This is a genomic window from Thermaerobacter sp. FW80 (assembly GCF_004634385.1).
Classification (GTDB): domain Bacteria; phylum Bacillota; class Sulfobacillia; order Thermaerobacterales; family Thermaerobacteraceae; genus Thermaerobacter; species Thermaerobacter composti.
Genome location: NZ_CP037895.1, coordinates 408693 through 433425 on the forward strand (window position 1 = coordinate 408693; position 24733 = coordinate 433425).

Sequence of the window (24733 nt, forward strand, 5' to 3'; positions counted from 1 at the left end):
GCCCGCGGGCATGGTCGAGGGGGTGACGCGGTGGCGCAGCGCGTGGTCATCGCCGGCGGCGGGTGGGGCGGCATCAAGGCCGCCCTGGAGCTGCGCGCCCGGCTGGATCCAGGTCACGAGGTGGTGCTCGTCGACCCCAACCCCACCTTCCGCCTGGGGTTCCGCAAGACGTGGCTCCTCGTGGGCAAGACGCGGCCCGGCGAGGCCACCCGGTCCAAGCACGCCCTGGCCGCGCGCGGCATCCGGTACCTGCAGGCGCACGTCACCGCCATCGACCCCGAAGGGCGGTGGGTGGAGGTGGAACCGGCGGGCGGCGCCGCGGGGGGCGCCGCGGCGTCCCCCGCGGCCGCCGGGGACCGGCGCCGGCTGGAGTGGGACTACCTGATCGTCGCCCTGGGGGCCCAGCCACGGCCGGACCGGGTCCCCGGCTTCCTGGAGGCACCGAACGCCTTCAACCTGTACGATCCCGACGGCGCCCTGGCCGCCGGCCGGCGACTGGCGGCCTTGACGGGCGGGCGCATCGTGGTGGCCATCCTCGGTCTGCCCTACAAGTGCCCGCCGGCTCCCTACGAGGCGGCCCTGTTGGTTGACGACTACCTGCGCCAGGGATGGCGCCGACCCCCCGGTCCGGGGCAGGACGGGGCCACCGCTGCCGACGCCGCGGGCCAAGAGCTCCAGGATGGGCGGCCCGCCGCGGCGGGGACCGGCATCCCCGCGCGCCAGGCTGGGGACCGGGCCGCCTTCGAGATCGCCGTCTTCACCCCGCAGCCGAGCTCCCTGCCCGTGGCGGGCCCCGCCGGCTGTCAGGCCATCGAATCCAGCCTGGCCTTGCGCCAGATCGCCTTCCACCCCAACCGCCGGTTCGTCCGGGTCGAACCGGGGGCGCTGGTGGACGCCGAGGGGAACCGGGAGCCCTACGATCTCCTGCTCGGCGTGCCGCCCCACCGGGTGCCGCAGGTCGCCGTCGATGCCGGCCTGGCGCCGGCCGACGGGTGGATCGCGGTGGATCCGGCCACCCTGCGCACGCGCCATCCGCGGGTGTACGCCATCGGCGACTGCACCCAGATCGCCATGGCCAACGGCCAGCCCTTGCCCAAGGCGGGCATCTTCGCCGAGGGCGAGGCCGCGGTGGCGGCCGCGGCCATCGCGGCCGAGATCACCGGCGGCCCGCCGCCGGAGCGCTATCGCGGCGAGGGCTACTGCTTCCTCGAGCTGGGCGGCGGGCTGGCGACGGTGGTGCGCGGCGAGTTCCTGGCCGAACCCGCGCCGCGGGTCGAGGTGGCGTCCCCTTCCCGGGAGTTCCTGGCCCGCAAGCTGGCGTTCGAGCGGGAACGCCTCGAGGGCTGGTTCGGCGCGGATGCTGGGGGCGGCCGCTGACGCGGCCGACGGCGCCGCTGGGCAGCGGGGCCGCCCCCGCCGCTTGGTGGGCCGCTCCTTCCGCGCTAAAATACTTTGGGTACCGAAGTATTCGCCGAGGTGCGGTCTTCCAGGCCCACCGCGCCTCGCGAGCTCGTGGGCATCCCCGCGGAGGTCGGCCATGCCGGAGCGGAGCGCACCCATCGTGACCCCGCAGGAAGCGGCACCCGCTGGCGGCGATCTCTCCCGCCACGGGTTTTTCGTTCTCCTGCTGACCATGTTCCTGACGGTGGCGGGATTCGGCATCGTCCTCCCGGTGCTGCCCTACTTCGCCCGCCAGATGGGCGCCAGCAGCGTGGAGATGGGCCTGATGGTCTCCCTCTACGCCCTGGCCCAGTTCCTCTTCGCGCCGATGTGGGGGTCGCTGTCCGACCGCATCGGCCGCAAACCCGTGCTGATCGCCGGCATGACCGGCTTCGGCCTCTCCTTCACGGCGATGGCCTTCGTCCACTCCGTGGCCGCGCTGATCGCCGTCCGGTTCCTCGGCGGGATGCTCTCGGCCTCGACCTTCCCCGCCGCCCAGGCGCTGGTCGCCGACCTGACGCCACCGGAGCGGCGGGGCCCGGCGCTGGCGATGATGGGCGGCGCCAGCAACCTCGGCTTCGTCCTGGGGCCCCTCCTCGGCGTGCCCATCATCGCCCTGGGCTACGGCTTCCCGGGCCTCGCCCTGACCGGGGGCCTCGCGATCCTCCTGACGGCCGTCCTGGCCGCCTTCGTCCTGCCCGCGCCGCCACCCCGCGCCGCTGGCGGCGGACGCCGCCCGCCGTTGCCGCAGGCCCTCCAGCTGGCGGTGGCGAGCCCGGAGGCGCCCTGCTATTGGCTGGTGCTGGTCGCGGCCGTGGCGGGCTCCAGCGTCTTCTCCATGCTGGGCTACTACTTGATGGAGCGGATGGGCGCGCCGGAGTCCGCCAATCAGATGGCGTTCTCGGTCATGGGGATCGCCTCCGCCGCCGTCCAGTTCACCGTCGTGGGCTCGGCCATGGGCCGGTGGGGGGAGACGCGGACGGCCAGCGCAGGCTTCCTGGCCGGGGCGGTGGCCTTCCTCCTGCTGCTCCTGGCCGGCGACGTCGGCCAGGCCACCGCCGCCGTGGCCGTCTGGGGCGTGGCGCTGGCGATGATCCGGCCGCCGCTGACCACGCTGGTCTCCCGTCGGACCCGCCTGGGCCAGGGCACCGCCCTCGGCATACAGGCGTCCTTCGAGAGCATGGGTCGGATGGCCGGACCGCTTGTGGCCGGCACCCTGTTCGACCTCCACCCCCAGCTGCCCTATGGGGTCGTCGAGGGGCTCTTGCTGCTGGCCCTGTTCGCGGGCAGCCGGGCCTTGCGACGTCTGGAAGCAGGCGAGGCGGGAGGGCCCGGGGATGCGGCGGCCGCGGCCGAGGAGCGGGCGGAACCGGCGGCGAGCGTCGTCACCCGCCCCGCGGCCGGAAACCCGGTGGTCACCGCCGAGCGGCCCCTCCCCTCGCCCCGGCAGCCTTCGCACCAGCGTCCACCATCTCGCCAACGGGTCGCCCCCGCCCAAGCGGGCGACCCGTCCCACCCGGCCAGGGAACCGTCGCCACCGTGCGGCGCGCGGGCGCCCGGGGCGCCAGCCCCGGCCCGCGACCGGTGAGTCCGCCCTACCCGGCCAGGCGGCTGTGGGACGGCGGCGGGCCGAGTTCGTCCAAGATGCCCACGGCCTCCGGCGCCCGTTCGTAGGCCAGCAGGATCCCGTCGGCGTAGGCATCGGCCACCCGGGCCGCCTTGAGCAGCCCCTTGCGATCGACGTTCAGCGCGTAGAGCTCCGCCACGAAGGGGACGTCCCCCAGCAGGTCGCGGAATCCCCACGCCAGCGCCTCGACCCAATAGGTGGTGCTGTAATGCAGGTCGTAGATGGGCACCACGAAGAAGTCCACCAGGCGGCCCAGCTGGGCCACGTCGAGGCCGAAGCGGCGAAACAGATGGTCGCCAAAGGGATCGGGGTACAGGGTGACGGACACGGGCCGGGGCGCCGGCGCGGGCTCCGGCGGGGGGACGGATCCCGAGGGGGTCGGATTCCCGCCGTCAGCGCGCGGGGCCGCACCCCCACCGGCGTCCGCCGCGGCGCGCGGCGTCCGCGCCCGGGCCACCGCTTCGCGGATGAACGCGGTCATGGTGGCCGCCCGCCACGTCTCCTCGTCCAGGCCCGAGGCCCGCTGGGCCGCCTGGCAGCGGGGGCAGCGGCAGAAGCCCTCCCGGGGGAAGCCCACCGTGTCCAGGCGGATCCCGGCCACGGCCTGGGCCGCGGCTCGCGCCACCAGGTCCAGCAGGCTCCGGCGATAGCCCTCGTCGCTGGGGCAGACCCAGTCCCAGTCGAAGTAGGGCGTCCCGCGGACCGCCCGCATCCCCCCGGGTCCCACGGCCGCCAGGCCCGGGTCGCGCTGGACGGCGCGGTTGTCGCCGAAGCAGCTGATCATGTTGTGCACGCCGGGAACCGGCGGATCGGTCCGACCGAGGACGCTCTTGATCTCGTAGAACACGTGGAGGCGAGGGCGCCGGTCCAACAACCCCATCTCGCGCAGCGTCCGCAGGTCCCGTCGGTCGTAGGTCACGATCCCGCGCACGCCCGCTCCCCCCTGATCGACCGCAGCCCCGACGGGTCCATGGTCAGACGTTGAAGCGGAACAGGATCACGTCGCCATCCTGCACCACGTAGTCCCGGCCCTCGAGGCGCAGCAGCCCCGCCTCGCGGACCGCGGCCATGGACCCCAGCCGGATCAGGTCGTCGTAGGCCACCACCTCGGCGCGGATGAAGCCGCGCTCCATGTCGGAGTGGATCTTCCCCGCCGCCTCCTTGGCCGTGGTGCCGCGACGGATCGGCCAGGCGCGGACCTCCTCCTCCCCGGCGGTGAAGAAGCTGATCAGCCCGCTGGCCTCGTAGGCCGCCCGGGCGAGCCGCGCCACCCCCGGCTCGGCGATGCCGTACTCCGCCATGAACGGCTCCCGCTCCGCGGGCTCGAGTTCCGCGATCTCCGCCTCCACCGGCCCGCAGAAGGTGATCACCGGCTCACCCCACCCGGCGGCTGCCTCCCGTAGGGCGCTCTCCCCGGGGAACGTGCCCGCCTGGAGCTGTGCCTCGTCCACGTTGACGGCCAGCACCATGGGCTTCAGGGTGAGCAGGCCGAAGCCCCTGACGCGGCGCAGGTCCTCGTCGCTCCACTCCAGCTCCCGCAGCGGCCGCTCCTGCTCCAAGGCCGCCTGCAGGAGCGGCAGGCGCTCCAGCAGGGCCTCGTCATCCGGGCGGCGCTTGCGGGGCGGCAGGGCCTCCAGGCGGTTCCGGGCGCTCTCCACCACGGCCAGGTCCGTCAGGATCAGCTCGTCGCGGATCAGGCGCGCGTCGCGCAGCGGATCCACGTCGCCCAACACGTGGGGAAGGGTCTCGTCCGCGAAGGCGCGAATGACGTGGACCAGCACGTCGGCGCCGCGCACCGCCTCGAGGAAGCGGTTCCAGCGCGCCCGATCGTCGCCGGGGACGGCACCGGGGACGTCGGTGACGCGCAGGGCGGCCGGCGTCACCTTGCGGGGCTTGTAGAGCGCAGCCAGGCGATCGAGGCGGGGATCGGGGATGGGCGCCATGCCGACGGTGGTCTGGCCGGGGCCGCCCCGCCCTTCACCGGCCAGCAGCCGGAACAACAAGGACTTCCCCACCTGGGGAAGGCCGATCAAGCCGATGTCCACGGGATGGCCTCCTCGACGCGGCATCCTGCGGGCCCAGGGGAGCGAGGGGGAACGCCCGCCCCGCATCGTGACGTGACGGCGCGCGCCGCTGCGCGGCCGGTCTCGCTCAGCGCCCCAGGGCCGTGATGGCCGAAATGCGGACCGCCGGGTGGCCGTCGGGGCCCGGCTCTTCGGCAAAGGCGACGGCGACGCGCCTCCCGTCGCCGCGGGTGACCACCAGCGGTCCCCCACCGCCGCCACCGGCGGCCGGTTCGACCCGCCAGCCCTGGCCCAGGGGCTCTTGGGCCAATAGCGCACGCCCGGCCGCCACCAGGGTCGGGTCCTGCCGCTCCACCAGGCCCGCGGCCTGCTCCAGGTCCCCCCGGCTCACCAGCGTAATGAAGGCCCGCAGCACGCTCAAGGGCTGCGCCGCCGGCCCCGCGGCGCTCAGCACGTAGGTCCCGGTTCGCGGCGACCAGGTCCACCGCTGGTACCAGCGAGCCGGCACGGGACCCTCCGCGGTGACCAGGACCGGAGGCTCCGCAGCGCCGAGGGTCGCTGCCGCGGCAGGGGGCGCGGCCAGGCCGCCGGGCGGACCGCCGGGGGCTTCGCCGGCGGCCATCCGCCCCGGAGGAACCGGCCGCCCCTCGGCCACCACGCGGATCCACGTGCCGTCGGGGGCGACCTCGACCCGCCGCACGATGCCCTCCCCTCCCGTCGGCACCGCCGGCCTTGCCGCCCACTGCTGCCGATCCAGGGCGTCCTGGTCCGCCTTGGCGGCGGCCGCCCCGGGCTCCCCGCCGTCGGTGGGGCTGGACGCCGCGCCGGCAGCCAGCACCGTACCCTCCGCCCCCGTGCGCCCCGGCACGGCCTCCCCGCGGGCGGCAGGCAACGAGGCCGCCGCCGCCACCTTCGGCCCCAGGCTCCACACCGGCCGCCACTGGTCGTGCCGTCGTTCCAGCAGCGTGATGGCGAGCGCGGGCCCGGCGCCCGCCGGATCGTGGTCCGTCACCACCAGGAGCCGCGGGGGCGCGCCGTCGCCCCCCGGCCAAAGCCAGGCCTGCTCGACCAGCCCGGTCGCCCACGACGCCTGGGGGGCCGGGGATGGCTCGGATCCCGCCCCGGCCCCCCCGACCGCAGCTCGGGGCGGCGACGGCTCGACCACCTGGAGGTGCACGCCGCCGGGCCCACCGGTCCACGTGGCGATGAGGTGCCCCGCCGTCTCCGGGAAGCGGGGACCGAAGGCCACCAACAGCACCGCCCGGGGAACACCGGGCCCAGGGTCCGCCCCGTGCGGCGAGGTGGGCTGGGCGGACACGACCACCTTCACGAAGGGCATCTCGGGAGTGGCGAGCTCCAGCTCCAGGAGGGACGGTTCCAGAGGTGCGACGGCGGGTTCCAGGCGCTCGAGTCGGAAGAGCATCCGTTGCACCGCGCGGGCCACGGCATCACCCGACCGGGGCGGGAGCTCGCGTTCGCCCGGTTCCAAGGCGAGGGAGCCGGTCCCTGGGCCGACGGGGTCGGCGTGAGCCAGGGTGGGGTTCGGATGGCGGCCGTCCTTGGCAGGTGCCGGGGCCTGGGTGGTCCCGCCCGCGACCGCCCCTCGCTGGTCGGCGCCCCCCGTCACCGGCGACGCCACCCCCGGCACAGGTCGACCCGCCGCCCCGGCCCGCGCGTCGCCGGGTTGAACCCCCACCGCCGCCTGGTGGCAGAAAAGCACGGCCATCAGGGCCGCCAGCCCGATTCCCCAGAGCCTCGACGAGCGGGGCCGCGGGACCGGGGCCCCGGGCACCGTCGCGATCGCCGGCCCGCAGTCCTTCATGGCGGCAGCTTAACCTTTTTGTAATCGTTTTGTCAAACTTTTCAGGAGGTCTCTGTCGGCATGGTGGAATCAAGCCCCCGCCGGGCGGCCAGGTCGGCCAGCCGCTGCGCTACAACGTCCTCTATCGCTCCTTCTGCCGTATGGGCTGGGAGGACGCGATTCCCGACGACACGACGCGGGTGCGGTTTCGGCAGCGGTTGGGGGAGGCACGGAACAGTATCCCATCCAATCGCTGGCAACTCCCTTCGGCCCCATGGGCCCCAGCTTCCCTCCCCTTTTTCAGCGATCTCGACAAAAGACGCCTCGAGAAAGCCGGTGACTAGGTGCCCTGACGCGGAAAGGCGGGGCAGGACCCGGCACTCCGGCCGGGTCCTGCCCCTTCGTCGATGCCTCTAACGGGCACGAAGGCCGTTGGCGACGGCCAGTAGCTCACTCACCTCGTGAGCGGCAACGGCCAGCGTGACACCAAGCCAGCCTGTCAGCGCGCCCGGGATCAAGATCGCCAGAACGGCTAGCGAGAAGATGATGTTTTGGCGGCTGATGGCACGCGCCCGGCGCCCCAGGCGGACAGCGTAGGCCACTTTTCTCAGATCGTCGGCCATCAGGGCGACGTCGGCGGCTTCGATCGCGGCGTCGGTACCCGCGGTGCCCATGGCCATCCCGACCGTGGCAGCGGCTAGGGCCGGCGCGTCGTTGATGCCGTCGCCGACCATGATCACACCGCCATACTCTTCAGCCAGCGCCTTCACGATCCTCGCCTTATCGTCCGGCTTCAGTTCCGCCCGGACATCGTCGATGCCAAGTTCCCGGGCGATGGCGTTCGCCGTCCGCTGATTGTCGCCGGTTAGCATGATGAAGTGCTCGATACCCGCTTCGCGCAATGCCTGTAGAGCGTCTTTTGCCTCGGGCCGGATCTCATCGCGGATGGCCAGCAGCCCCTTCACTTCGTCATCGGTGCCCACGAAGACGACCGTATGCCCGCTGTCCCGCAGCTCGTCGATCTTGTCCGACAGCTCCGCGGGGACCCGGGCTCCCAGCTGTTGAAAGAGAGCGGGGCTCCCAACATAGAGGCTCACCTCGCCGACCACCGCCCTGGCCCCGGCTCCGGGTAGAGCCTGAAAGTCCCCGGCCTCGGGTACCTCGATCCCTTCATTCTGGGCCTTGGCCATGACGGCTCGGGCCAGGGGGTGCTCGGAGAAACGCTCAATCGCGGCCGCTCGCGCCAGCACTTCCCGCTCCGTCCATCCGGGCGCTGCGACAATGGTAGTCACCACGGGCTCTCCGCGCGTCAGCGTTCCGGTCTTGTCGAGGGCCACTGCGCGGACCGTGCCGAGGTTCTCAAGATGGATGCCCCCCTTGATGAGCACGCCGTTCTTGCCGGCTGTACCGATGGCGGAAGCCATGGCCACGGGCGTCGACATGACAAGGGCGCAAGGTGCCGCTGCTACCAGGAGGACCACAGCGCGGGTGGCCCAGGTCGACCAGTCGAGACCGATCAGGGGCGGGAGCAAGACCAAGGCCACGGCTGCAAGCAGGACAACAGGGCTGTAACGCCTACCAAACCGCTCGATGAAGCGCTGAGCCCGCCCTTTTTCTGATTGAGCCTGTTCGACCAGGCGGATGATCTTGGACAGGGTATTGTCCTCGAAAGTAGCCGTGGCCTCCAGAACAAGGGCGCCCTCACCGTTCACTGTGCCGGCAAAGACCCGGTCGCCTGGGCCCTTTGCCACAGGCACCGACTCGCCTGTGACCGCAGCTTCGTTAATGCTCGACCGCCCTTCACGAATGATGGCGTCGGTGGCGATGGATTCGCCCGGCCGCACCAGGAACCGATCGCCCGGTTTCAGGGAGCTCGCCGGCACCATGCGCTCCCGGCCGTTCTCGAGGAGCCGCGCCTCCTTGGGGGCCAAATCGAGCAACGCCTTGATGGCGGAGCGGGTGCGAGCGAAGGTGTACTCCTCCAGGCCTTCTGCCAGCCCGTAGAGAAAGACAAGGAAGGCGGCCTCAAACCACTGGCCGAGAAGGACGGCTCCCAGGTCAAGTCCCGAACTGTCTGTAAAAGCGGTCTGGGTCATGCCACGGTGGCAGCGGGTGAAACCTCTTTCTGCGCCGCTCTTTGCCGTTGCCGCTCCTCGATGTAGCGCTCCAGCTGCTTTCGTTCGTGCTCGCTGAACTGCACCCGCCGCCAGCGCTCACTCGCCCGCCACAGCACGGCGAAGACTAGCTTCAGGCACTCCCGCTCGCTCCGAAACCGCGGGATCACCTTGGCGCGCCGCCGCTCCTCCTCGAAGCTGCGCTCCACCAGGTTGGTGGTCCGGACATGCTTGCGGTGGGCGGCGGGTAGCCGCAGGTGCGCCAGGCTCGCTTCCAGGTCCTCCTGCAGGCTCCGCATGGCCGAGGGATACTCCCGCCCGAACCGCTCCACCACCTCGGCCACCAGCCGCCGGCCCTGCTCGATATCCGGTGCGTCCCGGATCGCCTCCAGGTAGGGCTTGAGCACGGGCCGCGCCTCCTCCGGCACCTTGTCCAGCACGTTCCGCATCTTGTGCACCCAGCAGCGGATGCGCTCCGCCTCCGGCCACATGGCTTCCACCGCCTGGATCAGCCCCGGCGCCCCGTCCGTCGTCACCGTCAGCGGCGTCTTCAGCCCCCGGCGCACCAGATCCCGGAAGTGCTCCAGCCAGTCCTCGTAGCGCTCCTTGTTGCCCAGGCTCAGGTGCACCAGCACCTTGCTGCCGTCGCTCAAGATGGCCCAGGTGACCAGGATGCCCTCACGGCAGCCCGCCTGCCGGCGCAGCGACTCGTAGATGGCGTCGGCGAACAGGTACACCACGTCGAGGCCTGACAGGTCCCGCTGGGCAAAGGCCTCGAACTCCTCGTGGAGCGCCTCGGTGATCCGGCTCACGGTGGACCGGCTCAAAAGCGGCGCTTCGCTGCCCGCCAGCTCCGCCAGCGCATCCTCGATGTCCCGGCTAGAGAGGCCCCGGGCGTACATCTCCACCACCAGGCGCTCCAGCACGTCCGTCCGCCGCTTGAGGGCCCTCCACAGCGTGGGCTGGCACAGTCCCTCCATGCCCCGCACCTGGGGGACGTCGATCTCGAGCCGCCCCTCGGCGCAACGCAGCGTCCGCGGCTTGTAGCCGTTGCGGGCGCCTTCCTGGCCAGGCTCGCGCCGCTCGTAGCGTCCGCGCCCCAAAAGCTCCGTGACCTCTGCCTCCAGCAGCTCCTGGATGAGCTTGCGGGCGCCCAGGCGGACGAGGGCATGGGTCAGGTCCTCGACCTCCGTACCCTCCCGGGCCTGCGCGGCCAGCTGCCGGGCCAGCTCCGCCAACTGCTGGCTGGGTGGTATCCTGGACATAGGTCTGGGTCCTCCTCGGTGTGCCCCAGCTGGGGCGAGTTTTCCGACGCCACCGATGGTAGCCCAGACCGCTTCGCGTTTACAGACAGTTTAGGACGTCACCCGGCTCCCAACGTGGCGAAGGCCATGAGAGCTTCGATGCCTACTTCCCGCTCTTCAAGGAACTCTTCCCAACCCTCGCGTACCCAGAAGTAGCCCCCGAGGGCCATGGCAACGAGGTACAAGGGGATCTGGAGCGCAGGGCCAAGGCTTAGCTTCCCGGCCAACCAGCCCAAGCCCAGCACGATGCCTCCGAGGCCAGCATTACGGATGGGGGGGAAGCGGTACCAGGGGCCTTCGAAGCCTTCTTCCTCCTCTTCAGCGTCCTCATCTTCTCGGCTCGAGGAATGGCGTTCCGCCTCCTCGGTGACGGCGCGCGTGGTAAGGCTCTTTTCGTCCATGACAATTCCTCCTTCGCACTACTTCCGCACACGGACGTTGGGGGCCAGGTGCTTCTTCTGAATCCCCGCACGGCACCGGCCGCCGACGCGCAAGGTCATCCGTTGCTCGAAGTTTTTCTGGTCTTCACGGAACAAGTCGGCAGGGAGCCGCCTGACGACCTCTGCCAGCTCCTTCACGACCGGGTCCGTGAGATCGAGCGAATAGTAGACCCACCGGCCGTCTCGTCGTGCCCGCAGTAGCCTGGCGTTGCGGAGCTCTTTCAAGTGCCGTGACACGTGGTATTGGGGTACCTCAAGGGAGTCGACGAGTTCGCAGACACACACCTCCTCATCATTCGCGGCCATGAGCCGGACGATCCGAAGGCGCGTAGGATCCGACAGTGCCTTGAAAACATCCGTGATTCGCGAGAGTTCCGTCACGGGTCAACCCCCTGCTTCCCGCCCGTCCTGTTCTCCAGTTCTACCGGCGCATGGCCGGGCCCCGCCGCTTTAAGAAGTATATATGTGCATATGCGCATATTTCAAGGCGGGGGCGCAGTCCTTTCACGCTTTCCTTTCCCATGCGCTTTGGTGAGTGGTCGGCGCCCGTGAGGAACCGTGGTGAAGTCAATGTCGCGTCCTCGACGCCCCGTCCTCGACGTCACGACCACGCCGCCGGGAAGCCCTCCCCGAGGACCTCGGCCGCGTCGGTCACCGCCACGAAGGCGTGGGGGTCGATGTCCCGGATCAGCTGCTTGAGCCGGGCCAGCTCCCTGCGGTTCAGCACCACCATGACCACCGCGCGCTCCTCCCCCGTCCAGGCGCCCGTGGCGCGGAGCAGGGTGGCGCCGCGTCCCAGGCGGGTCGTCACCGCCTGTGCCACGTCCCGCGGGCGGGTGGTGATGATCCAGGCGCTCTTGGCCCGCAACGGCCCCTCCTGGACGATGTCGGCCAGCCGACCGCCCAGGAAGGTGACCAGGATGGAGTAGAGGGCGGTATCTGCACCCAAGGTCAGCCCGATGGCGGCCAGCACCAGGCTGTCGACGACCAGGAACGTCTCGGCGATGCCGATGCCGTACCGCTCCTTGAGGAAGCGGGCGACGATGTCGATGCCGCCGCTGGATGCCCCGGCCCGGAACAGGAGCCCGATGCCGGTGCCGATGAAGGCACCCCCGTACAGGCTGGCCAGCAGCGGCTCGCCCACCCGGAAGGCCACGCCCTCCGTGAGGCGCAGGGCCAGGGTCACCAGCAGCGTCGCCAGCCCGGTGCGGAGGATGAACGCCCGCCCGATGCCCCACCACCCGAAGGCGAAGAGCGGCACGTTGAGCAGCAGGTAGACCAGGGAGACCGGCAGGCCCGTGGCATAGTGGACCAGCAGCGAGATGCCGCTGAGACCGCCCTCGCCCAGGCGGGCGGGCACCAGGAAGCCGTTGATGCCCAGGCTGAACAGGATTGCCCCTGCGGCCAGGTGCGCCGTCTGGACGAACCGGCCCGCCGGGGCCGGTCCCGCGCCCTCCAGCAGCCGACGGAGTGCACCGCCTGCGGCCACGGACCCGCTCCCTCCCGCTGGATTCCCTCGCGCCGCTACCAAGGTTCCCCGCTCGGTCCCCCGCTCCCGCCGTTCCCAGCGGTCAGTCGGTCCAGTCGATGAGGATCGCGTCGCCCTCCACCCGCACCGGGTACGTGCGCAGCGGCACCACGGCGGGCAGCGCGCGGACGGCGCCCGTGCGCACGTCGAATCGCGCCCCGTGGCGCGGGCAGATGCAGAGGTAGCCCTCCAGGCCCCCCTCGCTGAGGGACGCCTGCGCGTGGGTGCACGTGTCGTCGGTGGCGTAGAACTCGCCGCCCTCGGTGTGCCAGATGGCCACGGGATGGCCGTCCACCTCGACGCGGAAGCCGGTGCCCGCCGGCACCTGGTCCCGCGTCGCCACTTGCCGCCAGGCCATGCTGCGTTCCCCCCGCACGCGAAGGCCGGTGGCCGCCGGCCACCGGCCTTCGCCGGTTCGTCCCGACACCGTCTCGACGCCCTCTCGCCTGCCGCCCGCCGGTCCCGCAGCCGCCGCAGCGCTCCCCGCGCCGCTGCGGGATGGGGCGCGGTGCGGCGCCGCCAACGGGCCCGCCAGCGGGCGGACGGGATGCCGCACCCGCCGCGGACCGCGTCCATCGGCACCGGACCGCGTCCAGGTCGCGCGCCGGCGCGCCCCGCGGCCGCCTCCCGGCCGCCTGTCGATCAGCCGACCGAGCCCTCCATCTCCAGCTGGATCAGCCGGTTCATCTCGATGGCGTACTCCATCGGCAGCTCCTTGGTGAAGGGCTCGATGAAGCCGCTGACGATCATCGTCGTCGCCGTCTGCTCGTCGATGCCGCGGCTCATCAGGTAGAAGAGCTGCTCCTCGCTGACCTTGGACACCGTCGCCTCGTGCTGGATGGTGACGCTGTCCTCGTTGATCTCGATGTAGGGGAAGGTGTCGGTCTTGGAGTACGGGTCCAGGATCAGCGCGTCGCACTGGACGTTGACCTTGGCCCGCTCCGCCCCCTCGTGCACCTGCACCAGGCCGCGGTAGGTCTGGATGCCGCCGTCCTTGCAGATGCCCTTGGACACCACGGTGGAGGAGGTGTCCGGGGCCACGTGGATCACCTTGCTGCCGGCGTCCTGATGCTGGCCGCGGCCGGCGAAGGCGATGGAGAGGATGTCGGCCTTGGCGCCGCGACCCAGCAGGTACACGCTGGGGTACTTCATGGTGACCTTCGAGCCGATGTTGCCGTCGACCCACTCCATGGTCGCCTCTTCGTAGGCCACGGCCCGCTTGGTCACCAGGTTGTAGACGTTGTGGGACCAGTTCTGGATCGTGGTGTAGCGGCAACGGCCGCCCTTCTTGACGATGATCTCCACCACCGCCGAGTGCAGCGAGTCGGTGGAGTAGATGGGCGCGGTGCAGCCCTCCACGTAGTGGACGAAGGCCCCCTCGTCGACGATGATCAACGTCCGCTCGAACTGGCCGACGTTCTGGGCGTTGATGCGGAAGTAGGCCTGCAGCGGGATCTCGACCCGCACGCCCGGCGGCACGTAGATGAAGCTGCCGCCGGACCACACCGCCGTGTTGAGGGCGGCGAACTTGTTGTCCTCCGCCGGCACCACGGTGCCGAAGTACTCCCGCACCAGGTCGGGGTACTCCTTGACCGCGGTGTCCGTGTCGCAGAAGATCACGCCCTGCCGCTCCAGGTCTTCCCGGATGCTGTGGTACACGACCTCCGACTCGTACTGGGCGCTGACGCCGGCCAGGAACTTGCGCTCCGCCTCGGGGATGCCCAGCCGGTCGAAGGTGCGCTTGATGTACTCCGGCACCTCGTCCCAGCTGCGCCCCTGGCGCTCCGTCGGCTTGATGTAGTAGTGGATGTCCTCGAAGCGCAGGCCGGAGAGGTCGGGACCCCAGGTCGGCATGGGCTTCTTCTGGAAGACCTCGAAGGCCTTGAGGCGGATCTCCCGCATCCAGTCGGGCTCGTCCTTGTAGTGGGAGATGCTCTCCACGATCTCCCGCGTCAGCCCCTTGGGAGACTTGAAGACGTACTCCTCGGGGTCGCGGAAGCCGTACTTGTACTCACGGCCGAGTTCGACCAGCTCCTTGGCCACCCAGCTCACCTCCGGGCGTGGCCCCGTGGGCGATGGCGGACCAACCGTCCATGGGGTGTTTTTGCGAATCCATCCTTATTTGGTTCTGGTCTAAGGTTACTCGCGGGCCGTCGCGGCTGTCAACCGCGGCCGGTCCACCGTCCCCCGGGTACTTCGGCCGTCCGTCCCCAGGCGGGTCGCACCCCAGGCGCACGGACTCGTCCATCGCCTTCCCGGCGGTCCCCCGGCGCCCCCGTGGGTCCGGCCGGGCCATCGCGGCGCGGAGCCGGGACACCGAGGATCGCGTCCCCCTCGCCTCAGCCGGTGTCACGGTCGCGCAGGCGTGCGTGGAAAAGCGCCGCCCCGGGCCAGGCGTGCCGGTCCACCGTCCCCACCGCCGCATAGGTTGCCCGCAGGATCGCGAAAGGAGCGGATCGCCATGGTGTCCGTCGTGGAGTTCGCGGCGAGGCTGGACGGTTCCCAGGAGGTCCCTCCCGTCGCCACGCCGGCCGAGGGGCGCGCGCACCTGTTCTTCATCGACCGCCCCGACAAGCCCGACCTGCTGCTGGTGCTGCTCAGCGTCCGCAACACCCGGGGGTCTTCGCCGCTCACATCCACCTGGGACGACCGGGCGTGAACGGCCCCATCGTGATGAATCTCTACGGGCCCACGGATCCCGTCGACATCGGCCCCGAGACGCAGATCGTCAACCGCGCCTTCACCCGGGCGGACCTGGTCGGCCCGCTGGCCGGACGGCCGCTCTCGGACCTGCTGCAGAACATGCTGGCCGGGAACGCCTACGTCAACGTGCACACCGTCCAGCACTTCGAGGGGGAGATCCGCGGTCAGATCTTCCTGGCCCGCCACGGGCGGTAGGGCCGTCGCGCCGCCGGCCCCAGCCGCCACGAGAGCGCCGGCGGCCGGCGCGTCCTCGGCGCGGCCGTGGCGTCGCGCCGCCAGCCCCGGGCGACGCCGACGGGGGCAGGGGGCGGTGGCCGATGGGAGGCCACCGCCCCCGTTGGCCGCCCGCAGGCGCCCGCCGCCCCCCAGGCGACCGCCGGGAAAGAGGCGCGGGTGGGCGCGGCGAGAGGGGCGGGTCCGCGCGGACCCCGCGGCGTGGCTCGCCGCCGGAGCGACCGGCTGCGAACTCAGATCTCCTTGGGCGCGACCAGGGGTACGCCGCGGGCGCAGAGGGGGCATTCCTCCGGGCGAAAGACGGCGGCCGAACGGGTCAGCAGGGCCACCATGGGTACGCCGAAGGCCACCCGGCCTCCGCTGCGGTCGACCACGGCCCCCACCGCTACCACCCGGCCGCCCGCGGCGGCGACGGCCGCCATGGTCTTGCGGACCGATCCGCCGGTGGTGACCACGTCTTCCACCACGACCACCGGCTCGCCGGGCGCCAACCGGAACCCGCGCTTGAGGCGCATGGAGCCGTCGGCCTCCTTCTCGGCGAAGAGCGAACGGGCGCCGAGCGCGCGGGCCACCGCGTGGGCCAGGAGCACGCCCCCCATGGCGGGACCCACCACGGCTCCGTGGGCGGTGCCGGGCCCGGCGGCGCGGCGCGGGTGGCCGGAGGCGACCTCCGGCGGCAGGACGGCCCGCAGCCGCGCGGCCAGGGCCGCACCCAGGTGCTCGAGCACCGCGGGGTACTGAAAGGCGCGCGCCAGCAGGAAGAACTCGTCGCTGTGGAGGCCTGTGGTCAGCCGGAAGTGGCCGATCCGATGGGCGCCGGTTTGCTCGAGCAAACCCGCGATGGCGCCGGCCGGGGCGGCCCCGTCGGGCGCCGCCGCCGATGGCGTCCCGCCCGCGACCGGCGCCGCCCGCTCCGTCGTCGCGTCCCTCGCACCGTCTCCACCAGCCATGCCGCTGCCGCCCTCCCCGTCCATGGGTGACCCGTCGCCCCCATCCCGGCATGCCGTCCGCGGGAGGGGTCGGCTCCGGGCCCGTGACGTTGCCGAACCGGATGCCGCCCTCGTCCCGCTCGGGGCAGGCGCCGGCTTCCCGGTCCTCACCCCTGGCCCACCCGAGGCGGTCTTTTGGCGCCGGCCCCGGCGGGCGGGTGCCCCGGCCCTCACCCCTGGCCCGCCCCGGGCGTCGTCCTGGCGTCGACTCCGGCGGGAGGGTGCCGTGGAGCCCCGCCGTCGGGGGTGCCGCCGTCCAGGGCCTGCGCGACCTCGCCGGCGATGGCCTCCAGTGCGGCCACGGGATCCGCCGCGGCGGTCACGGGCCGTCCCACCACCAGGTAGTCCGCCCCGGCGGCGATGGCCTCGGCCGGCGTGGCCACCCGCTGCTGGTCGCCCCGCGGGCTGCCGGCAGGGCGGATGCCCGGGGTCACCAGCCACACGCCAGGCCCCACCGTGGCCCGCACCACCCGCAACTCCGCCGGCGAGCAGACGACGCCGGCCAACCCCCATGCCCGGGCGTTGCCGGCACGGCGCGCCGCCTCCGCCCCGAGGGGCAGGCGGGCACCGGTGGCCTCGGCGTACGCCGCTCCTGCCAAGCTGGTGAGCACCGTGACCCCGATCACCCGCGGTGCGGGGACGCCCGCGGCGGCGGCTCCCGCGGCCGCTCCCTCCACCGCCGCCCGGCACATGTCGCGCCCGCCCGCCAGATGCACCGTCAGCAGCCAGGCGCCGCGAGCCCCCAGGGCGCGGGCCGCGCCGTAGACGGTATGGGGGATGTCGTGCAGCTTGGCGTCGACGAAGACCCGCAGCCCCCGCCCGGCCAGCCGGTCGATCCAGCCCGGACCCTGGGCGTAGAGCATCTCCAGGCCGATCTTGAAGGCGCAGCCCGCCGGGGCGAGCTGGTCCACCAGCGCCTGGGCCCGCCCCGCGTCGGCCACGTCCAGCGCGACGATCAGCCGTTCCGCCCCCGGCACGGTGCCCCCCATCGCCGGCTTCCCCCTTCCCGGTCGTCCCCCGCCGCGGTCCGGCGGCATCCCCGCTCCGCCGCCGATGCCCTCCGCGGTCGCGTCCTCCGGCATCAACCGCCGTCCCTCCAGGAGCACCCGGTCAGCGGGCTCCGTTCCCCGGCGGGCGCGGCGGCGCCGGCGCGCCCGCCGGCCGCCGCTCCGGCCGGCCCTGAAGGCGCCGTTCCGCCGGGCTCCTCGCGGCGGTGGGCGCGCCCGGTCAGCTCGGCGGCGCCGATCCCCTTGGCGGCCAGGATCGCGGCCAGTTCGTCCAGCACCCGCACCGGCGCCCGGGGGTCGACGAGGGCGGCGGTGCCCACCGCGACCGCCGCCGCCCCGGCCAGCATCAGCTCGGCCGCATCGCGGCCCGAGGCCACGCCGCCCATGCCCAGGATGGGCGCCCGCAGCCGCCGGTAGACCTCCCAGATGCACCGCACCGCCACCGGCCGGATGGCCGGACCCGACAGACCGCCCGTCACCGCCGCCAGGGCCGGCCGCTCCCCCTCGACGTCGATGGCGGCCCCGCGCACCGTGTTGATCAGCGACAGCGCATCCGCGCCCGCCTCCAGCACCGCCGCGGCCAGCGCGGGCAGGTCGCCCGCCTCGGGGGACAGCTTGACCAGCAGGGGCCGCTGCGTGACGCGCCGCACCGCCCGCACCAGGGAAGCGGCCACGGCCGGGTCGCTGCCGAACTCGAGCCCCCCGGCCTTGACGTTGGGACAGGACACGTTGAGCTCCAGGGCGTCGACCCCGGCGGCATCGAGCCGCCGGGCCACCTCCACGTACTCGGCCTCCGTCTTGCCGACCACGTTGGCGATGACGGGCACGTCGAAGCGGCGCAGCCAGGGCAGGTCGTTGTGGACGAAGTGATCGACGCCCGGGTTCTGCAGGCCGATGGCGTTGAGCATCCCCGCCGGCGTCTCCACGGCCCGCGGCGGGGGGTTGCCGGGCCAGGGCTCCAGGCTGAGGCCCTTGACGGTGACCGCCCCGAGGACACCCAGGTCGTAGAAGGCGGCCGCCTCGCGGCCGTAGCCGAAGGTGCCGGCGGCGGTCACCACCGGGTTCTTCAGGCGGAGAGGGCCCAGGCGCACCTCGAGCCGCGGTCGCCGCGCCCCGTCCCCGTCGCCGGGCCCGTGGTGCGGGGCCTGTCGATCCCTCACAGGACCACCTCCCCGGCGGCGAACCAGCGCCCCTCCCGGCAAGCCCGGACGTAGCGGGTCCCCCCTCCGCCCCGCACCGGGACCGCGCACGCCAGGCACGCGCCGTACCCGCAGGGCATGTAGGCGTCGACCACCAGGAAGGCATCCACCGGCCGACCGTCCACGGCCCGCTGGACCTGCCGCAGGAACGGGGGCGGCCCGGCGGCAAACAGCCGCGGGCGCGGGCCGCCTGCGCTCCCGGGCGGCGGGGCGGGCCCGGTGGTGCCGGGGGCCGCGCCCGACCCCCCGACGCGGGGGTCGTCGCCCGCGGCGAGGCCGCCATCCGCCGGCACGACCGCGGCGATCCGACCCGGGGCACCGGTCCCGCACCCGACGCCGGACGAACCGGCCGCCCCGGTGGCACCCGCCCTGTCGCCGAAGGCGGACGCCAGCAGGCTCAGGACCTGGCGCGGCGGCAGGACGGTGAGATGGCCCGGCACCGGGGCGGCCCGCACCCCTTCCTCCCCCGCGGCCGCAGCCCCCGCGGCCCCGGCGCCCGCGGCGGGCGCCCGCGGGAGCAGGGTCGACCACAGGTCCGCCAGCGCCGCCGCGTCGTCCCCCTCGGCGGCCAGCAGGACCGTCACCGGCACCCCCGCCGCCACGGCCCGGGCGGCCAGGAGCCGCAGGGCGACCGCCTGCCAGCCCAGGGCGGCAAGCCACAGGGGCGCAGGGCCATCCCCCGCCGCGCGCACCGGCGCGGGCCGGCCCAGCGGCCCCAGCAGCGCGACCGCGGTGCCGGGGGCGAGGCCCGCCAGCTGGGCGGTCCCCGGCCCGACGACCCGGTAGACCAGGACGATGCGACCCGTGTCGGGATCGGCATCCGCGATGGAGAAGGGCCGGCCCAGGTAGGGGCGCCCCGCCTCCGCGGCGCCCGGCCGCACCTGGACGAACTGCAGGGGCCCGGCCGCCGCGGCCACGGCGGGAGCCTCCAGGATCGTGGAGGCCACGCCCGGAGCCACGGACCGCGTGCGCACCACCCGGGCCGTGACCGCCCACGGCGGCCCGCCGGCCCCGGGTACCCGCGCCCCGCCGGCCGATGGTCCCGATCCGACGGGCGGCCGACCGGGCCCCTCGTCCCTCATCGCAGCAGCACCTCGGCGCGGGCCACCGGTTCCAGGTCCTGGAGCGCCCGCACCGTGGCGGCCAGGGCCCGCCGGTCCGGATGGCGCATCAGCACCTCCACCAGGGCGGCGGCGGTGTCCAGCGAGGTCAGGCACGGGATGCCGCGCTCCACCGCCGTCCGCCGGATCCGGAACCCGTCCCGCTCCGGCCGGCGCCCCTCCGTCAGGGTGTTGATCACCAGCCGCACGCGGCCGTCGCGCAGGGCATCGAGCAGCGGCGCGCCGCCCGACCGGGCCCCGCCGCCGGGCGCCGGCTCGGCCGCGCCGCCGGCGGACGCCGCCGCATCGACGGCCCGGCCGCCGTTGGGGGCGGCGCCCGCCGTCGGGTCCCCCGCGGCGCGGGACGCGACCGGCCGGCGGGCGGGGCTGCCCGGTTCCGCCGTCCCGGCGCCCGAGATCTTGGGCAGCACCGTGACCTCCAGGCCCGCGGCGCGCAGGGCGGCCGCCGTCCCCGGTGTGGCGTACAGCCGGTAGCCCGCCGCCGCCAGCCGCCGGCCCAGTTCCACCGCGGCCGGCTTGTCGGCGTCGGCCACCGTCAGCAGCACCCCCTCCCCCGGGGCCGGCAGCTTCATCCCCGCCGCCAGCAGCCCGCGGGCCAGGGCGCCCTCCAGCGTGGTGTCGACGCCCATGACCTCGCCGGTGGACTGCATCTCCGGCCCCAGCGAGGGATCGACCCCGGGCAGCTTGTTCCACGAGAACACCGGCAGCTTCACCGCCACGTGGCCCGGCGGCGGCAGCAGGCCGGTGCGCCAGCCCAGGTCCGCCAGCCGCTCCCCCAGCGCCGCGCGGGTGGCCAGCTCGGTCAGGGGCACCCCGGTGGCCTTGGTGATGAAGGGCACGGTGCGGCTGGCCCGCGGGTTCACCTCCAGCACGTACAGGTCGCACCCGTCCCAGACGAACTGCAGGTTGATCACGCCGCGCACCCCGAGGGCTCGGGCCAGGGCGACGGTGGCCGCCTCCACCTGGGCCAGCACCGCCGGGGGCACCCCTGGCGCCGGCACCACGGCGATGGAGTCGCCCGAGTGGACCCCCGCCCGCTCGATGTGGCGCATCACCGCGGGGATCACCACCGTCTCCCCGTCGGCCACGGCGTCGACCTCCAGCTCCATCCCGGCGATGTACCGGTCGACCCACACCGGCCGGTCGCCGGCCACCCGGGCCGCCGTCTCCAGATAGCGGGCCAGTTCCTCCGGCGAGCGGGCCACCTGCATGGCACGGCCCCCCAGCACGTAGGAGGGCCGGACGATCACCGGGTAGCCGATGCGGTCCGCCGCCGCGAGGGCCTCCGCCACCGACCGCGCCGCCGCCCCCGGCGGCCGCCGCAGCCCGAGCCGGGCTAGCAGCTGGTCGAACCGCTCACGGCTCTCCGCCACGTCGACGGCGTCGGGGGCGGTGCCCAGGATGCGCACCCCGGCCGCCGCCAGGGGCGCCACCAGGTTGACCGCCGTCTGCCCGCCGAACTGGGCCAGCACCCCCACGGGCCGTTCCAGGTCCAGCACGTTGCGCACGTCCTCCGCCGTCAGGGGCTCGAAGTAGAGCCGGTCGGCGGTGTCGAAGTCGGTGCTCACCGTCTCCGGGTTGTTGTTGACGATCACCGCCCGGTAACCCAGGGCGCGCAGGGTGCGGACGGCGTGGACCGAGCTGTAGTCGAACTCGATGCCCTGGCTGATGCGGATGGGCCCCGCGCCCAGCACCACCACCACGGGGCGGTCGCCGTCCTCGGCCTTGCGCGGCCCCGCCTCGTCGGCCTCGCCGTAGGTCGAGTAGAAGTAGGGCGTCAGCGCCTCGAACTCCGCCGCGCAGGTGTCGACCATCTTGTACCCGGCGCGGATGCCCGCCGCGAGCCGCGCCCGCCGCACCGCCTCCTCGGACGAACCGGCCAGCTGGGCGATGCGGCGGTCCGTCAGACCCAGGCGCTTGGCCTCGAGGAGCAGATCCGGCGGCAGCCCGGGTACGGCGCCGGTGGCGGTGGCGCCGCCTCCCCGCCGCCCCACCTGCCGCAGCCGCTCCTCCAGCGCCACCACCCGGGCGATGCGGTGCAGGAAGAACCGGTCGATGCCGGTCCACCGGTGGAGCTCCTCCACGCTGTGGCCGCGGCGCAGCGCCTCCGCCAGGAGGAACAGCCGCCGGTCGTCGCCCTCCCGGATGGCTGCCTCCAGGGCCGGTTCGTCCAGATCGCGGGCCTCGGGCCACTCCAGGGCGTCGACCCCGATCTCCAGCGACCGCACCGCCTTGAGCAGCGCCCCCTCGAAGCTGCGGTCGATGGCCATGACCTCGCCCGTCGCCTTCATCTGGGTGCCCAGGCGCCGGTCGGCGGTGGCGAACTTGTCGAAGGGCCAGCGGGGGATCTTGACCACGACATAGTCCAGGGCCGGCTCGAAGAGGGCCGAGGTGCCCGTGATGGGGTTGCGGATCTCGTCCAGCCGGCGGCCCAGGGCCACCCGCGCCGCCACCTTGGCGATGGGGTAGCCCGTGGCCTTGGACGCCAGGGCGCTGGAGCGGCTGACCCGGGGGTTGACCTCGATGACCCGGTACTCCGCCCCGTCGGGCCGCAGGGCCAGCTGGACGTTGCAGCCTCCCTCCACCCCGATGGCGTCGACGATGCGCAGGGACGCCGAGCGCAGTCGCTGCAGCTGCCGGTCGGTCAGGGTCAGGGCGGGCGCCACCACGATGCTGTCGCCGGTGTGCACGCCGACGGGGTCCACGTTCTCCATGCTGCAGATGGCGATGGCGTTGCCGGCCCCGTCGCGGATGACCTCGAACTCGATCTCCTTCCAGCCCAGCAGGCTCTCTTCCAGGAGGACCTGGCCGATGGGGCTGGCCGTCAGGCCGCGGTCGACCAGCGCCGCAAGCTCCCGCTCGTCCCGGGCGATGCCGCCGCCGGTGCCGCCCAGGGTGTAGCCGGGCCGCGCGATGACGGGGAAGCCCACCTGCCGGGCGAAGGCCAGCGCCTCCTCGTAGGAGCGCACGATGGTGCTGCGGGGGACGGGCTCGCCGATGGCGAGCATCAGCCGCTTGAAGGCATCGCGGTCCTCCGCCCGCTGGATCGCCTCGGGCGGCGTGCCCAGCAGCCGCACCCCGTACCGCTCCAGCACCCCCGACCGCACCAGCTCCATGGCCAGGTTGAGGCCCACCTGGCCGCCCAGGGTGGGCAGCACGGCGTCGGGCCGCTCCTTGCGGATCACCGCCTCGGCGAACTCCGCCGTCAAGGGCTCGACGTAGACCCGGTCGGCGGTGCCGGGGTCCGTCATCACCGTGGCGGGGTTGGAATTGAGCAGGACCACCTCCAGGCCCTCTTCCTTGAGGGCGCGGCACGCCTGGGTGCCCGAGTAGTCGAACTCCGCCGCCTGGCCGATGATGATGGGGCCCGAGCCGATGACCAGCACCTTGCGCACGCCGGCGGGCGCGCCGGCGGCCGTGCCGGCCGCGGCCCGGCGCCCGGTCGCCGTCCCCGCCCCGGCACCCGCCGCCGGGGATCGATCCCGGTGCGGACCCGCCTCAGGCACCGGCGATCCCCCCTTCCACCGCCCCCGGCGCCGCCGCCAGCCATCGCCCCGCTGCGGCCGGTGCAGGCCCGGTCCCCCCGGCCGGCCGCTCCGCACCCGCCGCGCGTCCCGCGCCGGTCGCCGGAGCCGCGGCGGACCCCCGCCCCGCGCCGACGGCCGCTCCTTCGGCCGCCCGCGCCGGCGCCCCGCCGGTCACCTGGCGGAGGAACTCGGCCAGCAGCGGCGCCGCGTCCCGCGGACCGGGCGCCGCCTCGGGGTGGAACTGCAGGCCGCGCACCGGCAGGTGGGGGTGGCACAGCCCCTCCACCGTGCCGTCGTTGAGGTTGACGTGGGTGACGATCAGGCCCGCCGCCTCGAGGGATTCGGCGTCCAGGGCGTAGCCGTGGTTCTGGGAGGTCATGAAGACCCGCCCCTCGCCGCCCCCCGCGCCGGCCCAGGCCGCCACCGCGATCTCCTTCACCGGGTGGTTGGCGCCGCGGTGGCCGAAGGGCAGCTTGTAGGCGCGGCCGCCGAAGGCCAGGCCGAGCAGCTGGTGGCCAAGACAAATGCCGAAGGTGGGCACCGCCTCGGCGACGCGCCGCACGGTGCCCAGCACCTCGCCCAGGTCCCGCGGGTCGCCGGGGCCGTTGGACAGGATCACCACGTCGGGCCGCAGGGCCAGGATGTCGTCGGCGGGGGTGCGCGCGGGGACCACGGTCACGCGCCAGCCCTGGGCCACCAGCGCCCGGAGGATGTTGCGCTTGACGCCGAAGTCCACCAGGACGGCGTGGTGCCCGGCCCCGGCCGGCACCGCGGGTCCGGCCGACCCGACGCCGTCCGGCGCGGGGATCGCGCCGTCAGGGGTGGCGGTGGCTGCCCGAGGCGGTTCGAGCCGGTACGGCCGGCGGGTGCCCGCCTCCAGGGCGGACGGCGGCCGCCAGCGGGCGGCGCGCGCCGCCAGCTCCTCCACGGGGACGCCGAAGTCGGTGGTGAGCACCCCCCGCAGCGTGCCGTGGCGCCGCAGGTGCCGGGTCAGGGCCCGGGTGTCGAACCCGTCGGCCGCCGGCACGCCGGCGGCCGCCAGGTGCGCCGCCAGCGGCTGGAGCCCGACGGCGCCGGCGTCGAACAACTCGCGGGCGATCAACGCCTGGACCCGCGGACCGGCCGACTCGTCCTCGCCGTCGTGCACACCGTAGTTGCCCACCAACGGGTAGGTCAGGACCACGATCTGTCCGTCGTAGGAGGGATCCGACAGCAGCTCCTGGTAGCCCGTCATCGCGGTGTTGAAGACCACCTCGCCGGTCACGGCCCAGGCCCCTCCCGCGCCGCCGCGCCCGGGGCCCGGCCCCGCCACCAGGCGGCCGAACCACTGGGTGCCGTCTTCCAGCACCAGCCGGGCGGGGACGACGTCCGCGCGGGCCGGGGCCGCCGCCCCATCGGCGCCCCTGCCGGCCACCCGAGCGGCGCCTCGCCCGGCCACCGGCGCCACCTGTGCGCTCGCACCCCGCACGGCCGCGTGGGGGGCAGGGTCGCCGTCGCGGAGCGCCGGCGCAGGGGGGACGGGCTCACCGCAGTCCATCCTTCGTGCCTCCTTTGCCCGGATCGGCTCGCGGGTCGCACGGGCCGCGCCTCCGGCCGTGGCGTCGTGCACGTCGTCCCTGGTGCCGTGCACGTCCTTCATGGGCGAGGCGACGGCCGCGGTACGAGCGGTCTGCAT

The 24733-nt window shown here is 73.8% G+C and carries 21 protein-coding genes; 5 read left to right on the forward strand and 16 right to left on the reverse strand.

Annotation, left to right across the window (positions count from 1 at the left end):
- Positions 1-30 precede the first annotated feature (30 nt).
- Positions 31-1377, forward strand: a complete 1347-nt coding sequence (locus E1B22_RS01670) for an NAD(P)/FAD-dependent oxidoreductase (RefSeq protein ID WP_135224302.1) — start codon at positions 31-33, stop codon at positions 1375-1377.
- Between the two features lie 160 nt (positions 1378-1537).
- Complete coding sequence (locus tag E1B22_RS01675; protein ID WP_135224303.1) at positions 1538-3028, forward strand: MFS transporter; 1491 nt, start codon at positions 1538-1540, stop codon at positions 3026-3028.
- Positions 3029-3035: 7 nt separating this feature from the next.
- On the opposite strand, the gene E1B22_RS01680 is transcribed toward E1B22_RS01675, so the two are convergent.
- From E1B22_RS01680 to E1B22_RS01690, 3 genes are all read right to left on the reverse strand, one after another.
- Positions 3036-3998 (reverse strand): hypothetical protein, encoded by a 963-nt coding sequence (locus tag E1B22_RS01680; RefSeq protein WP_135224304.1) that lies wholly within the window; start codon positions 3996-3998, stop codon positions 3036-3038.
- Positions 3999-4041: 43 nt separating this feature from the next.
- Positions 4042-5112 carry a redox-regulated ATPase YchF gene (gene ychF, locus E1B22_RS01685; RefSeq protein ID WP_135224305.1) on the reverse strand — a complete coding sequence of 357 codons (1071 nt, stop codon included), beginning with the start codon at positions 5110-5112 and terminating at the stop codon, positions 4042-4044.
- Positions 5113-5218: 106 nt separating this feature from the next.
- Positions 5219-6817, reverse strand: a complete 1599-nt coding sequence (locus tag E1B22_RS01690; protein ID WP_167758820.1) for a hypothetical protein — start codon at positions 6815-6817, stop codon at positions 5219-5221.
- Positions 6818-6942: 125 nt separating this feature from the next.
- On the opposite strand from E1B22_RS01690, the gene E1B22_RS14035 reads away from it, so the two are divergent.
- Positions 6943-7236, forward strand: coding sequence for a transposase (locus E1B22_RS14035; protein WP_371413479.1), 294 nt, complete (start codon positions 6943-6945; stop codon positions 7234-7236).
- A gap of 69 nt (positions 7237-7305) precedes the next feature.
- Here the strand turns inward: E1B22_RS14035 and E1B22_RS01700 are convergent, their stop codons facing one another.
- From E1B22_RS01700 to sufB, 7 genes are all read right to left on the reverse strand, one after another.
- The gene (locus E1B22_RS01700; RefSeq protein WP_243123602.1) at positions 7306-8988 is read right to left on the reverse strand and encodes a cation-translocating P-type ATPase; all 1683 of its coding nucleotides are present in this window, start codon (positions 8986-8988) and stop codon (positions 7306-7308) included.
- Positions 8985-10271: an IS256 family transposase gene (locus E1B22_RS01705; protein ID WP_135224086.1), complete on the reverse strand. Its 1287-nt coding sequence runs from the start codon at positions 10269-10271 to the stop codon at positions 8985-8987. Before E1B22_RS01705 ends, E1B22_RS01700 begins: the two co-directional genes overlap by 4 nt.
- Before the next feature lie 98 nt (positions 10272-10369).
- Positions 10370-10711, reverse strand: coding sequence for a hypothetical protein (locus E1B22_RS01710; RefSeq protein WP_207669909.1), 342 nt, complete (start codon positions 10709-10711; stop codon positions 10370-10372).
- 18 nt (positions 10712-10729) lie between these two features.
- Positions 10730-11131 (reverse strand): helix-turn-helix transcriptional regulator, encoded by a 402-nt coding sequence (locus E1B22_RS01715; protein ID WP_135224308.1) that lies wholly within the window; start codon positions 11129-11131, stop codon positions 10730-10732.
- Positions 11132-11351: 220 nt separating this feature from the next.
- Complete coding sequence (locus tag E1B22_RS01720) at positions 11352-12239, reverse strand: YitT family protein (RefSeq protein ID WP_243123604.1); 888 nt, start codon at positions 12237-12239, stop codon at positions 11352-11354.
- A gap of 82 nt (positions 12240-12321) precedes the next feature.
- Positions 12322-12636: a non-heme iron oxygenase ferredoxin subunit gene (locus E1B22_RS01725; protein ID WP_135224310.1), complete on the reverse strand. Its 315-nt coding sequence runs from the start codon at positions 12634-12636 to the stop codon at positions 12322-12324.
- A 284-nt stretch (positions 12637-12920) separates the two neighbouring features.
- Positions 12921-14321, reverse strand: a complete 1401-nt coding sequence (sufB, locus tag E1B22_RS01730; protein WP_135224311.1) for a Fe-S cluster assembly protein SufB — start codon at positions 14319-14321, stop codon at positions 12921-12923.
- Positions 14322-14739: 418 nt separating this feature from the next.
- Here sufB and E1B22_RS12630 point away from each other — a divergent pair, with 418 nt between their 5' ends.
- Both E1B22_RS12630 and E1B22_RS12635 read left to right on the forward strand, forming a co-directional pair.
- Positions 14740-14937 carry a hypothetical protein gene (locus E1B22_RS12630; RefSeq protein WP_167758822.1) on the forward strand — a complete coding sequence of 66 codons (198 nt, stop codon included), beginning with the start codon at positions 14740-14742 and terminating at the stop codon, positions 14935-14937.
- Positions 14934-15176: a CHRD domain-containing protein gene (locus E1B22_RS12635; protein ID WP_167758823.1), complete on the forward strand. Its 243-nt coding sequence runs from the start codon at positions 14934-14936 to the stop codon at positions 15174-15176. The genes E1B22_RS12630 and E1B22_RS12635 overlap by 4 nt, the downstream gene beginning before the upstream one ends.
- Positions 15177-15448: 272 nt before the next feature.
- Here E1B22_RS12635 and pyrE read toward each other — a convergent pair whose 3' ends face one another.
- The 6 genes from pyrE to carA all read right to left on the reverse strand — a co-directional run bounded on the left by pyrE (position 15449) and on the right by carA (position 24595).
- Positions 15449-16165: an orotate phosphoribosyltransferase gene (gene pyrE / locus E1B22_RS01740; protein ID WP_135224313.1), complete on the reverse strand. Its 717-nt coding sequence runs from the start codon at positions 16163-16165 to the stop codon at positions 15449-15451.
- A gap of 209 nt (positions 16166-16374) precedes the next feature.
- Positions 16375-17286 carry an orotidine-5'-phosphate decarboxylase gene (pyrF, locus tag E1B22_RS01745; protein WP_243123605.1) on the reverse strand — a complete coding sequence of 304 codons (912 nt, stop codon included), beginning with the start codon at positions 17284-17286 and terminating at the stop codon, positions 16375-16377.
- Entirely contained in the window at positions 17286-18371 is a 1086-nt protein-coding gene (locus E1B22_RS01750; RefSeq protein ID WP_207669911.1) for a dihydroorotate dehydrogenase, read from the reverse strand. Before E1B22_RS01750 ends, pyrF begins: the two co-directional genes overlap by 1 nt.
- The gene (locus tag E1B22_RS01755; RefSeq protein WP_135224314.1) at positions 18368-19357 is read right to left on the reverse strand and encodes a hypothetical protein; all 990 of its coding nucleotides are present in this window, start codon (positions 19355-19357) and stop codon (positions 18368-18370) included. The genes E1B22_RS01750 and E1B22_RS01755 overlap by 4 nt, the downstream gene beginning before the upstream one ends.
- A gap of 131 nt (positions 19358-19488) precedes the next feature.
- Positions 19489-22926, reverse strand: coding sequence for a carbamoyl-phosphate synthase large subunit (carB, locus tag E1B22_RS01760; RefSeq protein ID WP_243123806.1), 3438 nt, complete (start codon positions 22924-22926; stop codon positions 19489-19491).
- A 103-nt stretch (positions 22927-23029) separates the two neighbouring features.
- Positions 23030-24595: a glutamine-hydrolyzing carbamoyl-phosphate synthase small subunit gene (carA, locus tag E1B22_RS01765; RefSeq protein WP_135224316.1), complete on the reverse strand. Its 1566-nt coding sequence runs from the start codon at positions 24593-24595 to the stop codon at positions 23030-23032.
- Positions 24596-24733: the final 138 nt, after the last annotated feature.